This is a genomic window from Novosphingobium sp. KN65.2, assembly GCF_001368935.1.
Classification (GTDB): domain Bacteria; phylum Pseudomonadota; class Alphaproteobacteria; order Sphingomonadales; family Sphingomonadaceae; genus Novosphingobium; species Novosphingobium mathurense.
In genome coordinates, this window is the sequence record NZ_CCBH010000145.1 from 39,828 (window position 1) to 55,009 (window position 15,182).

Here is a 15,182-nt window from a genome sequence, read left to right on the forward strand (position 1 = left end):
GTGTTCGGCAGGTTTGCGGCAGTATCATTCGCCGGGATCGTTCTTGATGACTGCCACATCGAGCGTGCCGTCATCATTGATGATCATGTGATCATTCTTGCAGACATATTCGGCAATTTTGTAGGATTTCGGTTCTTTGCTGTACATGAAGCTGAACTCGTACGGCTTGGTCATGTACTCCGGGTCGATGACCGTCACGTCGTCGTGCAGGATGCCTTTTTCGTCCAGGTACAAACGTTCCTTGACTGTCATCTGCGCAGAATGGGGGATGTCCGCATAGCGAAGTTCGTCGACTATGCCGCGCGTGGTCACTTCAAGGACATCGCCATCCCATGTCCCTGTGGAATAGCCGAAGTACCCCGGATTGATCTCGTCCAGAGGGGGCATGTCTTCATTCAGATAGATGCGCCGGGTCTGCATCATGAACTCACCCAGCACGGTGATCTGATCCAGATTCGGGTTCTGCAAGATCTGCAGCGCGTAATGTGCCCCCATGATGCCCGGCGCGCCTTCCGGCAGACAACGGGCGCTGTCGGTGACCAATGGCGTGCCAGCTTCGTCGGCAGCGGCGCGCCGTTCCTGCAATGCGCGCCATCGGGTGAGATATGGCTCCTTCAGCGGCGGTTCGACCAGTTGCAGTTCGGGCGGGTCAGGTTCACCCGAAAATGTATCCGCATAGGCCGGATATCGGTTCCAAACGCCTTCGAAATTGGCATCCGCTGCCATGACGGCAGGGGAAACGGCACCGAACAGTGCCGCTGCAAGTGCCAGAGTCGCCGATTTCCTCGAGCGCGTCATTGCTCTTTGGGCCATTTCCCTCTGCCTCAACGATGCATTGTCACAGTGAGGCCCACGGTCCGAGGACGGAAGGAGCTGCCGCGATACCAGAGATTGCCGACTGTATCGTGCGTCAGGCTCTGCACGGGGTGGCTGTTCGTGACATTGTTCATGAACAGGCTCACATCGACGTCGTCGAACCTTGCTCCGACCCGCATGTTGAGCATGGTTGTTGCAGGCGCACGCGGAAGATCCGGATCGACCAGCGGCGAATTGACATCCAGCGGCGTGTCGTCGTGGCTCGTGTAGGTGAAGTCGGCGCGGACATAGCCGTCCACCCTGTCGATCGGCAGCACGTATTCACCATTGAGCTGCAGCGACCATGGGGCGACCGGGAAGGGCTCGCCGGCCTTGCGGATGACACTATCTTCCGGACCGATCACCGAGGTGGTGTAACGCGCATTGATATAGGACGCCGAAACACCCAGGGTAAGGTTGTCGGTGGGCTTGGCCGACAGGGCGAAGTCTACGCCGTCAATCTTGGCATTCCCCAGATTGAGCGTGGTGTAGAGCTGGCAGGCCGGCAGTGTGAACAGCGTCTGCACGTTTTTCCAGTCGACCCGATAGGCGGAAATATCGAGCTGCAAACGCCCACCGGCGAGCCGGTTCTTGCTGCCGATCTCATAGCTCCAGATGCTGTCCGGATCGACGATGTTGGGCGTGTTCGGATCGAAGCCGATCGCGGCGGCATCGGCGGCGCAGGCTGCACCCACCGCAGATGCGACACCGCTTCCGCGCACGCCCTTGGCCGCATTGGCATAGATCATGTTGTTCCGGTCTGCCTGGAAAGTAACCCCGAACTTGGGTGTCAGCGACTTGCTGTGGGCGCTGATCCTGTCGTTGATCCCGTCGGTCGAATAGAGCGGGCCGGCAATGAAGCTGCTGAAGTCGTACTTGGCATCGGTGTAGCGCAGGCCTGCCGTCAGCCGCAACCGTGGCACGATTTCGAAGTCAGCCTGTGCGAAGGCCGCGATCTGCCGGTCCTTGTGGCCTACCTTCTGATAGACACTGTAGATGTCACGATAGAGTTCGGTGCCAAAGGCGTCGGTCATGGTCGGGAACGGATCGTCTCCGAAGACTTCGGTCTGCCCGAAATTGACGACGTCAAGCAGATCGGGATCGACACTGCCGAAGGTCTCGCGCGTCGTGCCGTTCATGTAGAACAGGCCGGCGACCCAGTTGAAGCGATCGCCTGGATTGTCGTTCTGCAGCCGCACTTCCTGGCTGAAGATGCGCTGCTTCGCCGAGGAGTTCGTGCCAGACTGGTAATTTTCGAAGCCGGCCGGGAAATCGCCTCCGGGATAGCTGCCGAAGATTCCCAGGCTCAGTGTTACGTCATCACTCCGGGTGCTGGTCTTGCGCTTGAAATAAGAGGTGTTGGAGACCAGGCTCATCCCATCCAGTTCCAGCTCCGCTTTCAGGGCGGGAAGGACGAAGCGATCCTTGCGGTTTTCCGGAATGCGCGAAAGGCTGGTCCGGTAATTGGCGTGAGCGATGTCGGACTGCGCCAGTTCGAAGCGCGAACTGTCGTCGAATTTCACATTCTGATAGAACACCGACGGGGTGAGGGTGAGATTTTCGGTCGCCTGCCAGCCGAGCGCCACACGGGTGGAGAAGCTGTCCTTGCTATCGATATCCTTGTCGATCAGTTGCTTCGAATATCGGTCGAGCCGGTCGACATAGCCACCGTCGTGCCGATACCAGGCGCTGGCGCGAAAGCCGAGTTTGCCTTCCACGATCGGCGCTCCCAGTCCGACACCGCCTTCATAGCTCATTGCACCGTGCTGGGTGCCCGCGATCTCGCTGCGACCATAAAGGCTCAGGCTGTCGAGCGAGGGTTTGGGAGTAATGAACCGGACGGCACCGCCGACCGAACCGCTTCCAAAAAGCGTCCCCTGCGGCCCGCGCAGCACCTCTACCCGATCGAGATCGAACACTTCGGGATAAGGGTTGGTCAGCGAGGGACTGATCCCGGTGCGGGTCTGGATAGGCGTATCGTCTATGTAGATGCCGGTGGTCGGGATGCCGGAGTCCGACTGGACGCCGCGGATCGAAATGACCGACTGGCCTGTTCCGAAATAGAGCGCGGTCTGGCCGAACGTTAATCCCGGCGTAAGCCGGGCGATGTCCGACATCGAGCGAATGCCCTGCTTGTCGAGAGCTTCCTGATCCTTGGCAACGATGCTGATGGGAACGCGGCTTAACGCCTGGGTCTGCCGCGTCGCAGTGACGAGGATTTCACCGCCTACCTCGGCCTCCCCTGTCGCCTCGGCATCGCCTGAGGTGGCATTCTGGGCATGGGCAATCGTGGACGTGCTCAGCAGGGCCGCCACGATTGCCTGTTTTGCGATCTGCCGGCTCGCGGCGCGTTTGTGCATCTTCAGATTTGACATGATTTCCCCGAACTTTCCCGACTCTTGTTTTCTCGAACACTGCATTGGAAGGGGGCTTTCCCCTTGCAATCTGCGGCGTCTGGATGGCGGGAAAACTGTCAAATATATGCAACTATGTGTAGCGATAACCGGCTTCAAACTTGTTATGTAAACAATTTGCAACCGTTACAAAGCGCCATTATGACAGTTGGGTTGACCCCAATTGCACACGTGATCGGAAGCAAGGAAGTCCCTGGAAGAATGTTGCGCGTGATGGCCGTTCCATTCGCGAGCCAGCATTAACATAGGCCGATCGCACTTTACGGAGTTTGGCCAGGCGTGGCGTCGCAGCACCTTTCGGATCCATCCAGCCTTGCCGAAAGCGCGTTGTTCGAGGCCGAGGTCCAAGAGTTCCGTGAGGTGTTGGCGCGGAATCGTTCAACCATCTATCTGCGCGTGTTCGATTATCTGGTAGCGGCCTCGGATGAACAGCGTTCGCCGAAGGAAATCGAGATCGCGGTCGCTGTGTTCGGCAAAGGGCCGGATTTCGACCCCTCGTTCGATTCCGTCGTGCGCGTCCACATCCATCGCTTGCGCCAGAAGATGGACAAACATTACGCGGGAACTTCAGGTTACAGGCTTGAGCTGGGCAAGGGCGCCTATCGCATCCTCCTCAGCAAGCAGGAAGAGCGGCCCGTCGATTCCATTCGCTTGCCCTGGCAGCGCAAATGGCGGTTCCGAGGAGGAAGGTGGGCGATCGTCCTGGGAAGCCTGGCCGCGGCGGAACTGATCCTGTGCGCGGTTCTGCTTGTCGCGAAGACCATGCAACCCGCTGCTCCTCTTGCCAGGACGACATTCTGGAGGCCCGTTGCAAAAGCTGGAGCGGAGACCACGGTAGTGCTGGGAGACAATTACGCCTTCATCGAATCCGAAGACGAAAAAGATGCCAGCAAACTGATCATCGACGACACGATCAGGTCGCGTAAGGACCTGAGCAGCTATACGATCGATCATCCGGAAGATTACTATCGCTATTACGATTTTGACTTGCACTACATGCCAACAGGCACTGCATCGGCGCTGTGGAAGGTGAATCGTACAATCATGGGCCTGACGAATGAGAAGCCTCCCACCGTCTTGCCCGCATCGAGATTGAGCGAAGAGGCGCTGGAAAGCGGGACGCTGCTCTATATTGGCCGGCTGCAGGCGATGGGCATGTTAAGTTACAGGCTTGCCAATTCATCGGGCTTTCGGATCGACACGGCATCCGGGCGTTTCATCGACCGGGCGAGCGGCAAGCACTATGCCGCGGACTTGGCATTTACGGACGGTTCCGAGCGGAAGGACCTGGGTTATCTTGCGGTCTTGCCCGCACGGGCCGGGGGGCGCACGCTTGTTGTGGGAGGCACAAGCGACAATGCGGTCGTGGCGATGGCTGACCTGGCCGGCGATGCCCGGGCGCTTACCCAACTTGCGCAAGAAACTGACAATGCTGACGCGTTTGAAGCCCTCTATCGCGTGACATCGGTGGGGAGTGCGCGGATTGGCGCAACAGCGCTGGTCAGGCGGCCCCTCATCTTTACGCCAGCGAACGCAAAGGCGACTAGACGGGGACCGGACCGGTGACGTTTGCGGGGCGACTGCCTATTGATCGACCCGCATCGACACAGTGCCGTCACTGCCGATGACATCATTCGTCTGATCGCAATAGTACTCCATGATCCGGTGCTCGTCATTGCGCTTGTAGCCGAACGTGAAGCGGTAGGGCGTGTTCAGGTATTGCGGATCTTCGATCACGATTTCGTCCGCGATCTGGTTGTTCGAGACCCGATATATCTTTTCCCTGATAACCATGTCGGCGCTGTGAGGGATCTCGAAAAAGCGCACATCCGGGGACACACCGCGCGTTTCCACCAACAAGGCACCATCTTGCCAATGGCCGACGGAATAGCCGTAGTAGCTTGGCGGCAGTTCATCCGCAGGCGGCATTTCATCATCGATGTAGATGCGGCGCGTCTGACTCAGGAATTCTCCCAGGACCGTCACCTGTTCGGGGAGCTGGAGTATCTGGATGGCAAAAATCGCGCCCATGATCGTAGGCATCCCCTCCGGAAGGCATAGCGTGCTGCTATCGACCAGGGGCGTGCCGGCAGCCAGCATTGCCGCCCGCTTTTCGCGCTGGGCCCTCCACTCGCTTGCATAAGGCTCCTTCAGGTCGGGCCCGCCTTCGGGCGGCTGCAGGTCCTGGAAGACGCTCGCGTCGTCGGCGAAGGGGTCGGGATACCTCTCCCAGATCCCGTTCAGGTCGGTTGTCGCCACGCCCCGGTGCGGAGCTGCCTGTGCGTGCAACGGCACGAGAGGTGCCAACAGCACTGCTGCCAGAACTTTGAACCCTGATTTCCTGTACATAGATTGACTCCACGCATTTTGCCACGCCTTGCAGCCATCGACCGGTTTGACGATCGGTACGGCAAGGCAACGCTCGACATCTTGCGGTCCGGTGAGAAGGGGAATGGCGCATTCGCTTCTGCCTTCGATGCGCAATCGCCCAGGTTAAACCATTCCATCCATCGCCGCCCTGTTCTTCAGGGGCGGCCGCCTTGGCAATTACCAGCCCCTCAGGGTTGCTCCGGTAGGAAGAGTGATTTCCTTGAGCATGCCTCCCGTCCTGCCATTCCGAAGTGGGTAGAACGTCAGGTGTACCTTGTCGCCGGCCGCGAGCGTGTTGGCCTTCCAGCCCTGGTGGGTCATGAGGTTCGGGCTGCTGCATTCCAGTGTGAAAACCGTACCCTTGGCGTCCTTGACGATGACGAATGTATGGGGATTGGCCCACTGGAACTTCGCCACCGTTCCGTTCATCTCGATCAGCTTGGTCTGGTCGAACATCGCGAACGAATGGTGTGCGGTTGCGGGCACGCCGATGAGCGACAAAGCTGCGCCGAGACCAAGCAGGCTGCTTCTCGAAATCTTCATGTGAGTCTCCGAATTACCTCTATTACCTGGCTGGAGCGCAGGGCGAACCTTCATGGTTGAACGTGGCTTGCGATGTCCGCAGGGTTGCTTCGGGCTAGCTCTGTCCCCTTTGTCAGGCACGTTTTTACGGGTTCAGAACTGTTACAGGCGCTCGGGGTATCGACTGCGCGTTATTCAGGACCGTCCCGAGGTTCTGGAGCGCCGCGTTGCCGCCGATGCGGTGAGTGTCACGCGCCCGGCCGGTGCGATGGTACGCAATCTTGCGGCCAACGTGCCGCGGGGTCCGAGAGGATCGGCTTGGTCCTGGCCCTCCGGCGACGATTGCCTCACGCTTGCGTGTCGGGAGAAGCGGCGCGCGTGTGCTCTCCTGCCCTGTCGAAGGCTGGCCCGTCGCATCGGCGTGCACACCGGCGAAAATGCGCCGCTGGCGAGGGCATGTTTCCAGGCCGTCTTAAGGCCTGGTCAAATCTTGTCGGAGATCAGGGCCTTATGCGCCAGCAGCAGTGAGCCAACCGGACCGGCATTGGCGCCGAGCGCCGGGAGGCAGATCATGCGCTCGATGGCGGCATGGTCCAGGTCTGGCAGGTAGCCGGCGAGGATCGCGGGTAAGCGGGTTCGGGCCCGCTCGACGAGGTGCGGCTGGCGCGTGGCGACGCCGCCGCCGATGATGATGCGCTGCGGGGACAGGGATAGGACCAGCGTAGACAGGAGTTCGGCCAGGTCATGCACGACTTCGTCCCAAGCGGGCGAGGCGGGATCGAGCTTGCCCGGATGCGCCGGCAGGCGGGCCTCGAGCGCGGGGCCGCTGATGAGACCTTCGATGCAGTCGCCATGAAAGGGGCAGGTGCCGGCAAAGGTTGCGCCTGGTGCGCGGCGGGTGCGGATGTGGCCGAGCTCGGGATGGAGCAAGCCGTGCACCGGTCGGCCATCGACCACAATTCCTGCCCCGAGACCGGTCCCGATCGTGATGTAGACGAGGCTGGAACAGCCTTGTCCCGCTCCGAAGGCATGCTCGGCAAGCGCTGCGGCATTGACGTCGGTATCGACGCCGATGGGGCAGGCGAAGCGGGCGTGCACCCATTCGAGCACGCCGGTGTTGCTCCAACCGGGCTTAGGGGTCCTGAGGATGGTGCCGTAATCTGCCGCATTGGGCGTTACCCGGATGGGGCCGAAACTGGCGATCCCGATGGCAGCGAGCGGGGACGCCGCCTGCCATGCCGCGAGATGGGCAAGGGCTGCCTCCAGGGTTTCATCCGGGGTGGCGGTGGGCAGGGCATGGCTCTCGAGGATGCGGGTGCCATCGCCCAGCGTGACGATAGTCTTTGTGCCGCCCAGTTCGATGCCGGCAAGGCGTGGAGGGGAAGCCTGCGTCATGTCAGCGAAGCGCGCTCGCCGGAGAGCGAAAGCCTCAGGAAGGGAGCGAAAGTGCCGCCGAAACGGGTGCGCCCTTCCGGCTTTTCCGTAGCCGAGGCATCGTCCACGCCCCAGTAGTCCACGAAGCTGGTGACGGAAAGATCGGGCAGCACCCACCAGCTGTAGGCCTGAAAGGGTTCGCTGGGAGGATTGGCGAAGACGAGGCCGTGGCCGTTGAGAAGGTGCCAGGGGCCTTCGATGCGTTCTGCGGTCGCGCCGTAAAGGCCGGTCGGTGCGGTAATGCCGGGGGCGAAGACCTTGGCCTGCGTTGACCAGAACAGATAGAGACGGCCCGCATGTTCGACGATGTGCGGACGTTCAAGTTCGTTGTTGGTGTCGGTCGCATCGACCAGTGGAGCCAGCGGAAGGTAGCTGCCGCTGGCCTCGTCCATGCGCGCCAGTCCGACAAGTCCGTTGAAGGCACGGGGCGCGGCTGCGGCCGAGCCGGTAAAAAGGACGTACTCGGTGCCGTCCGGCGCGCGCCAGGGGAACGGATCGCGGAAGGCCTTGATTTCGCCGATCCGGCCCTCGCTTTCCTGGGCGGCCATGTAGGGGCCTGCCGGTTCGACGATTTCGCGCGGAGCAGACCACGGACCGAAAGGGGCGTTCTGGTTCTCGGTCAGGGTGCAGCGGGTCATGAACAGGCGCTGGCGAAAGGTGAGGTGGCTCTCGCCGCGCTCGCCGGCGGCTGTGAAGTAGAGGGCTACTTGTGCGCCTTCGAGCCGCGCCGCACCCGACCATTCGCGGCTGCCGGGGGAGAAGCCTTCGGGAAGGGTCTGGCCGAGGTGCCGGAAGCTGTCACCCTCGCGGAAGAAGTGATGGATGCGGGCCAGGGCGTGGCGGCTTTCGGGGTCGTCGGCCATGGGCGCGGTGAGGGCGAACCACAGCTCGCCGTCGTGCCATGGCACCGGCGCGCCACTCGCGTCGGCAAGCGGCCAGGCATCCCAGACGTCGATGTCATCTGCAACGCGGCGCACGTCGGCGGGGCCGAGAACGGGTGCGCAGGTGCAGGCGGCAAGGTCAAGAGTTGTAAGGTTACCGGCCGTCCAGGACAGCTTCGCGTCATCCGTCTTGGTCGGACTGGTGTTCATGCGTTCGGTTTCCTTACGCGGCATCGTGGCAGAAGGGATAGGGGCGCGGAGATGGCCGGACATAGGAGGAGTGTCCGGCCATCTCCGCTGGTTTCAAGGTCAGAACTCGTAGCGCAGCGAGGCGGAGATAGTGCGCCCGTTGATCGACCTTGCCCTGACGTAGTTGTCCACGCCCGGAGTGATGGACCCTTCCTCCGCTTCGGTGATGCCCGTCACGTTGAAAAGGTTGTTCGCGTTGAGAGAGACCTCGACCTTGTCGATCGGGCGGAAATTAACGAAGGCATTGACCTGCGCGTAGGCAGGGAAGACCAGTTCGTTGCTGTCCTGGGCATAGGCCTTGGTAGTGCCCACGATGTTCAGACCGGCACGAACCACGTCGAAGTCCACGGCGGGCGTGATCTGGTAGATCAGCTTGGCCTGGCGGCGCGGGGTGTTGCCTTCGTTTGCGGGCGTGATGGCATCCTTGGCGATCTTGGCGTCGGTGTAGGTGGCGCCTGCCCGCAGGTCCAGGATGCCCGAGCGGTAGGCTGCCTCGATCTCGACGCCTGTGGCCTTGTAGGTGCGGTCGAGGAAGCGCTGCGTGGTCGCCTCGAAGTTCTGCTCCTGCGTCTTGGCGTGGAAGCCGGTGACGAAGAGGCCGAACGGTCCCGAGCGATACTTCACACCCAGTTCGTACTGATCGACGAAGTCGACGGCGTCCTGCTTGCGCACCGATCCGTCGGGCTGGACCACGCCGAACAGCAGGCGGTCGGCATTGGCGCGTCCGCCGCGGCTGACGCGGGCGAAGGCCGCAAGATCCGGGGTGAACATGTAGTTCGCACCGATCGACCAGGACCAGTAGCCGACCGAATAGCGGACAGGGCTCGTGTTGCCGTTGTCGATCAGCGAGACGCTGCGCTCGACCGGCTGGATCGTTCCGTCGCCGTTGACGTCGTAGTTCGTGGCCTGGAGCGTTCCGGCATAGTTGCCGCGCGCCTTGACGTGGTCGTAGCGCAGGCTTGCGTCGATGGTGAGGCCGCCGGTCTCCAGAGTGCCGGCCAGGTAGGGTGCGTCGATGTCGTAACGCACGTCGTAGCTGCGCTGGCAGCAATTGCCCCAGAAGGGCACGCCGTAGGCATAAAGTCCGCCGCGGGTCAGGACGCTGCCCGAGCCGTCGGTGACGTCGATGAGCGCGGCATTGTGCCCATCGACTGCCATCAGGTAGGAATTCCAGACCCAGTCCATGTCGATGTTCTGGCGGGCCTTGTAGTAGCCGGCGGTGATCGAGGCCGGACCGAAGTCCTTGGTCAGCTTGAGGTCGTTGGTGAAGCTCGAGAAGTCGTTGATGTCGACGTTGAAGAGGTGGGTGCGCATGAGCAGCGCATTGCCCGCCACCGCCTGTCCGGCGCTGGGGCCGTTGGCATAGACCATGCCGTAAGTGCCGGCAGCGCCCGTCAGGAGTTCGCCGACCGAGTTCGCGATCCCCTGACCCGCACCGACTTCGGCGGGGAAGGGAGAGACGAAGCGGCCGTGCACATCCGAGTACCGGAAACGTTCTTCGAGCTTGAGGCCGTCGGCCACGTCGAACACTGCCTCGAGGCCGACCGAGGTCACCACCGGGTGCATGCCGTCCTTGATGTCCGTGGTGTGGAGCGCGTTGTTGCCGTCGAGGCCGATGTCGCTGGTGAAGTACTTCGAGTGCGGCGTCTGCGACTTGATGTCGAAGCCGGGAAGCGAGCCGAAGTGCGGGTCGGCATTGGTGCCGGTCACCAGGGTCGGCATCGGCAGGTAGCCGATCGCGCGATCGTCGAGGCGCTTGAGGTAGACGCGCACGTAGCCGCTGTCGAACTCCTGCGTCAGGTTGGCCTTGATCTGGTAGCCCTTGTTGCCGGTGTAGCCCGCATCGCGCGGACCTTCGCCCTGGCGCCAGAAGCCGCCGATGTTGAAGCGCGTCTTCTCGCCCAGGTGGCCACCGTAGTCGAAGTCGAGCCGGTAGTCCTCGTAGTCGAGGCCGATCGTGGCCATGACCACGCCGCCATCTTCCTTGCCGTCCTTCGAGATGAAGTTGATCACGCCGCCCGGTGAGTTGGAGGCGAGTGTCGAGGCCGAGCCGCCGCGCACCGCCTGGATGGAGGCGATCGTCTGGTCGGCGCGCAGGAAGATGTCGGCATTGCCGAAGGCGATGTCGCCGAACTGCATGACGGGCATGCCGTCTTCCTGCAACTGCAGGAACTTGGCACCGCCCGAGGCGACGGGCAGGCCGCGCACGGCGATGTTGGCATTGCCGTCACCGCCGGTGGATTCGGAGCGGATGCCGGGGATCTGGCGGAAGATTTCCGCAGTGGTGCGCGGCGCCGCGTCGGCGATCGCGCTCTCGTCGAGCGCGCTGACCGAGATCGAGCTTTCCAGCCGATTGGTGGGTCGTGCCGAAGCCGTGACGATGATCTCGTCAAGCCCGAGGGCGTCCTGAGGGTCCTCGGCGGGGGTGGTGTCCTGCGCATGGAGGGTGGCGGGTAAAACCGCGACTGCGGCTACACTCACCGCAAGCAGTGTGCGAAACTTCATCGATCCTCATCCCATTTCATTGTGTTTGTGTCAGCTTGTCATACGCTCGATTCAATCGATTGCAAGATATTTATGCAATCGATTGAATTTTTCCGGGGCAGGGGGTATCAGGGCGCCAGGGCCAGCGCGAAAAGCGCGGCTGAAGAGAGGATGGCGGGCATGATCGAGTCCCAAAAACCAAGGCTTTCCCTGATTCGAATCGTCGAGATGAATCTGGGCTTCTTCGGCCTGCAGTTCAGCTTCGGGCTGCAGCAGGCGAACATGGGGCCGATCTACGGCTATCTTGGCGCAAACGAGGCGACGATGCCGCTGCTGTGGCTTGCGGGCCCGGTCACCGGGCTTGTCATCCAGCCGATCGTCGGCGCTATGAGCGACCGTACGCATTCGCGCCTGGGGCGACGAACGCCCTATTTTCTGGTCGGGGCGCTGATCTGTTCGGCATGCCTGTTCCTGATGCCCTTTTCCTCGGCGCTGTGGATGGCCGCTTCGCTACTATGGCTCCTCGATGCGGGCAACAACATCACCATGGAGCCTTACCGCGCCTACGTGGCCGACCGACTTGCGAGCGAGCAGCACTCGGTGGGATTTATGACACAGAGCGCCTTTACCGGTCTTGCCCAGACACTGTCCTACCTTGCCCCGTCGCTCCTGGCAGCGGTGATCGACCGCAACCTCCTCGATCCCAATGGCATTCCCGTCATCGTGCGGATCGCCTTCGTGATCGGCGCGGTCCTCTCGATCTCGACCATCCTGTGGTCGATCCTGAGAGTGCGCGAACTGCCGCTTGGCCCGGCGGAACGCGCCAAGCTCGACGCCAGTCCCCTGACGGTGGGCGCCACCTTGCGCGAGATCGGCGATGCCATCCGCGAGATGCCGGCCCCGATGCGCCAGCTCGCGTTGGCGATGCTGTGCCAGTGGTACGCGATGTTCACCTACTGGCAGTTCATCGTCTTTGCCGTCGCCCGTGGGATCTACGGAACCCACGATGCCTCTTCGGTGGGTTTTCGCGATGCCACATTGACTGCGCAGCAGGCCGGAGCCTTCTACAATTGCGTCGCCTTCCTCGCCGCGATTGTCCTCATCCCGCTGGTTCGTCGCTTCGGCGCGCGCGCGGTTCACGCGGTTTGCCTGACCGCCTCGGGGGCCGCGATGCTTGCCATTCCCGGCATCGAGAGCACCCAATTCCTCTTCGCTGCGATGATCGGCATCGGTTTTGGCTGGGCGGGCATGATGGGCAACACCTACATCATGCTGGCAGGCTCTATCCCGCCTGAACGCACCGGCATCTACATGGGCATCTTCAACATGTTCATCGTAATTCCCATGCTGATCGAAAGCCTGACGATGCCGCTGCTCTATGGCCCCCTCCTGGGCAGCGACCCGCGCAACACGCTCTATCTTTCCGGCGGGCTGATGCTGCTGGGGGCGATCGCGACATTGCGCATCCGCCTGCCGCGTCCGGGTGATGCCGCGAAGGTCATCCCCCCGGCACAGGGTGCAGGATGATTTTTCGTTCCCATCGGGGGCCTGGACAGCCTATGCCCCCGGCAATGGACCCAGGTAACACGCCCGAGGACAAGCAGGTCGAGAACGACGGCGCCGAAACCGCGAAGGTAAAGACCCTTGCGGATCTCGGCAGGATCGCGGGGGTGACCGCGGGCACCGTCTCGCGCGCGCTGGCAGGCTCGGAGCTTGTCAGCAAGCGCACGCGCGAGCGCATCCTGGCCCTTGCCAGCGAGCACGGCTTCCAGCTCAACCAGATCGCCAGCAAGCTGCGATCGAAACGCACGGGCATGATCGGGGTGGTGATCCCGCTGGGGCATGAACGCAGCCAGCACATCTCCGATCCCTTCTTCATGACCCTGCTCGGACATCTTGCCGACGAGATCACCGAGCGTGGCTACAGCATCGTGCTCGAGCGCGCGATACCGGAGGAGAAGCCCGACTGGCTGGATCGCATCTGTGGTTCTGGCATGGTCGATGGCGTCATCCTGATCGGCCAGTCCGACCAGTTCGAGACGATCGAGCGGGTCGCGGCGACCTATCGCCCACTCGTCGCATGGGGGAGTTACCACGTAGGCCAGCGCCACTGCGCGGTGGGCACGGACAACCGCGCAGGCGGAGCGCTCGCAGCGCGGCGCCTGTTGGCGGGCGGGTCGAAACGCCTGGCCTTTCTGGGCGAGACGACCGGCGTTGAAATCGCCGAGCGTTTTGCAGGTGTCAGGGACGTTGCGGAGCAGGTCGGGGCTTCGCTGCTTCACCTGCCCTGCCACATGTCGTTCGAACTCATGACCGGCGAACTGGAAGGTCTGCTGACGCAGCAGGGCGAGCGCTTCGATGGCATCGTTGCAGCGTCGGACCTCATTGCCATGACCGCCCTCAAGATCCTTCACGGACAGGGCAAGCAGGTCCCCTCGGACGTTCAGGTCATAGGCTATGACGACCTGCCACTGGCCACGCAGACCATGCCCCCGTTGACCACGATCCGTCAGGACATCTCCGGCGGCGCAAAGGAGATCGTCCAGCGTCTGCAGTCAGCCATCGCCGGAGGGGACATCGCCTCGCTGGTCATGGCTCCCAGCCTGATCGAACGCGAGACGACGCGACGGTCGGCCTAGCGTCGGCGGGTCAGGCATTCGCCATGCCGGACGGTTCATCCGGCATGGCGGTTATGGTCAAGGCTTGCTCAGGGTCACTGCATCGAGAGGATCGCCGTTCGCAGCATAGGCGCGATAGGTCAGTGTCCCGCCGTCGACGGAAATGACCTGGAAGGCCTGGGTCCGCGCGGCCGTCTTGCGGGCCCAGGGGAGATCGGCCACTTCGTACATCTTGGGACCGGCCACGGACACGACGTAAGTCGCTCCGGCGTCGTCGGGTGCCGGGCCGTCTTGACCGATCGCCCCGCGCGCATAGCTGTGATCGTGGCCCTGCAGCACAAGGTCGACCTTATATTTGTCGATCAGGGGCTTGAGTGCGGAACGCACTTCCGGGTTATCCCGGTCGGGATCGCTAGAGAAAAGCGGGAAGTGCAGGAAGATGACTGTCCAGCGGTTCGGATTCTTGGCCAGGAGGCGGTCGAGCCAGGCAATGGTCGATGCGCGGGCCTCGGTATTGCGGACAAGCTGCGGGGAATCGACCGAGATCAGGCGCAGTCCCTGATAGTCGGTGTACCAGTGCGTTTCCCTGGCCTCGGGCACACCGTTCGGGCCGTTTTCGGGAAGCGTGAACTGGCGGCGCCATTGGCTTGTCACCGATGAGCCGGCGCGGGCGGCCTCGTCCTTGCCGTATTCGTGGTTTCCGGGCGTCGGCATCTGCGGGGACTGCGCGTAGAGGAAGCCCCCGGCAGCGAACCATTCGCCCCATTCGCGGTCTGCATTGTGATGATTGATGAGGTCGCCGGCGTGGATGGTGAAGGCCGCATCGCCGGCCGTACGGAAGGCCATGCGCAAGGTCCGGGATGCCTGCGAGAGTACGTCGTTCTGCATGTCCCCCAGATAGATGAACCGGAACGGGCGGGCTTCTTCGGACGCGGTGCGGAACTGGAACCATTCCGACCATCGCGCGCCATCGCCGACGCGGTAGGCGTAGACGGTGTCCGGCTCTAGTTCCCGGAGTACTGCGGAGTGATAGGCTGCGCGGAAGGCAGGATCTTCTTCCACCGCGATCGTGGCATCGTCGGTGACGGCTTCGATCGTCAGGGCGGACTTCGTGAAGTCGGGACCGACCGTTGCCCTGGCGTACTGGACCTTGCCCGCATGTCCCGGAGCGCTGCGCCAGGTAACGGCCATCTCGTGCGCGGTATCGGCGGTGAGGTTGAGGATGATGCGTTCAGGCGCGACTGTGGCCTCAGCGAGTACGGGTCGCCCGGTATCCTGCGCCGCCACCGGGGCAGCGCAGGTACCGAGCAGGACAGTGGCGAGCAGAGCGCGTGTCTTGCTTTTCATGGTCTTTC

General features: G+C 62.3%; 11 protein-coding genes. 3 read left to right on the top strand and 8 right to left on the bottom strand.

Annotation, left to right across the window (positions count from 1 at the left end):
* Positions 1-24: 24 nt before the first annotated feature.
* Together SPHV1_RS09920 and SPHV1_RS09925 are read right to left on the bottom strand one after the other, a co-directional pair.
* Complete coding sequence (locus tag SPHV1_RS09920) at positions 25-798, bottom strand: hypothetical protein (RefSeq protein WP_054945876.1); 774 nt, start codon at positions 796-798, stop codon at positions 25-27.
* Positions 799-824: 26 nt separating this feature from the next.
* On the bottom strand, positions 825-3,230 hold the full coding sequence (locus tag SPHV1_RS09925; protein WP_197277702.1) for a TonB-dependent receptor: 2,406 nt from the start codon (positions 3,228-3,230) through the stop codon (positions 825-827).
* Positions 3,231-3,548: 318 nt separating this feature from the next.
* Between SPHV1_RS09925 and SPHV1_RS09930 the strand changes: the two genes are divergently transcribed.
* Positions 3,549-4,835 (top strand): winged helix-turn-helix domain-containing protein, encoded by a 1,287-nt coding sequence (locus SPHV1_RS09930; protein ID WP_054945878.1) that lies wholly within the window; start codon positions 3,549-3,551, stop codon positions 4,833-4,835.
* A gap of 18 nt (positions 4,836-4,853) precedes the next feature.
* On the opposite strand, the gene SPHV1_RS09935 is transcribed toward SPHV1_RS09930, so the two are convergent.
* From SPHV1_RS09935 to SPHV1_RS09955, 5 genes are all read right to left on the bottom strand, one after another.
* Positions 4,854-5,753 (bottom strand): hypothetical protein, encoded by a 900-nt coding sequence (locus tag SPHV1_RS09935; protein WP_197277703.1) that lies wholly within the window; start codon positions 5,751-5,753, stop codon positions 4,854-4,856.
* 63 nt (positions 5,754-5,816) lie between these two features.
* On the bottom strand, positions 5,817-6,182 hold the full coding sequence (locus SPHV1_RS09940) for a DUF6152 family protein (RefSeq protein ID WP_054945880.1): 366 nt from the start codon (positions 6,180-6,182) through the stop codon (positions 5,817-5,819).
* Between the two features lie 462 nt (positions 6,183-6,644).
* Entirely contained in the window at positions 6,645-7,556 is a 912-nt protein-coding gene (locus tag SPHV1_RS09945; RefSeq protein WP_054945881.1) for an ROK family protein, read from the bottom strand.
* Positions 7,553-8,686 carry a glycoside hydrolase family 68 protein gene (locus SPHV1_RS09950; protein WP_054945905.1) on the bottom strand — a complete coding sequence of 378 codons (1,134 nt, stop codon included), beginning with the start codon at positions 8,684-8,686 and terminating at the stop codon, positions 7,553-7,555. Before SPHV1_RS09950 ends, SPHV1_RS09945 begins: the two co-directional genes overlap by 4 nt.
* Positions 8,687-8,785: 99 nt before the next feature.
* The gene (locus SPHV1_RS09955; RefSeq protein WP_054945882.1) at positions 8,786-11,230 is read right to left on the bottom strand and encodes a TonB-dependent siderophore receptor; all 2,445 of its coding nucleotides are present in this window, start codon (positions 11,228-11,230) and stop codon (positions 8,786-8,788) included.
* 159 nt (positions 11,231-11,389) lie between these two features.
* On the opposite strand from SPHV1_RS09955, the gene SPHV1_RS09960 reads away from it, so the two are divergent.
* Positions 11,390-12,736 carry an MFS transporter gene (locus tag SPHV1_RS09960; RefSeq protein WP_054945906.1) on the top strand — a complete coding sequence of 449 codons (1,347 nt, stop codon included), beginning with the start codon at positions 11,390-11,392 and terminating at the stop codon, positions 12,734-12,736.
* Between the two features lie 44 nt (positions 12,737-12,780).
* Positions 12,781-13,848, top strand: a complete 1,068-nt coding sequence (locus SPHV1_RS09965; RefSeq protein WP_054945883.1) for a LacI family DNA-binding transcriptional regulator — start codon at positions 12,781-12,783, stop codon at positions 13,846-13,848.
* 57 nt (positions 13,849-13,905) lie between these two features.
* On the opposite strand, the gene SPHV1_RS09970 is transcribed toward SPHV1_RS09965, so the two are convergent.
* A complete protein-coding gene (locus SPHV1_RS09970) occupies positions 13,906-15,174 on the bottom strand; it encodes a metallophosphoesterase family protein (RefSeq protein WP_054945884.1) in 1,269 nt (422 codons plus the stop codon).
* Between the last annotated feature and the right edge of the window lie 8 nt (positions 15,175-15,182).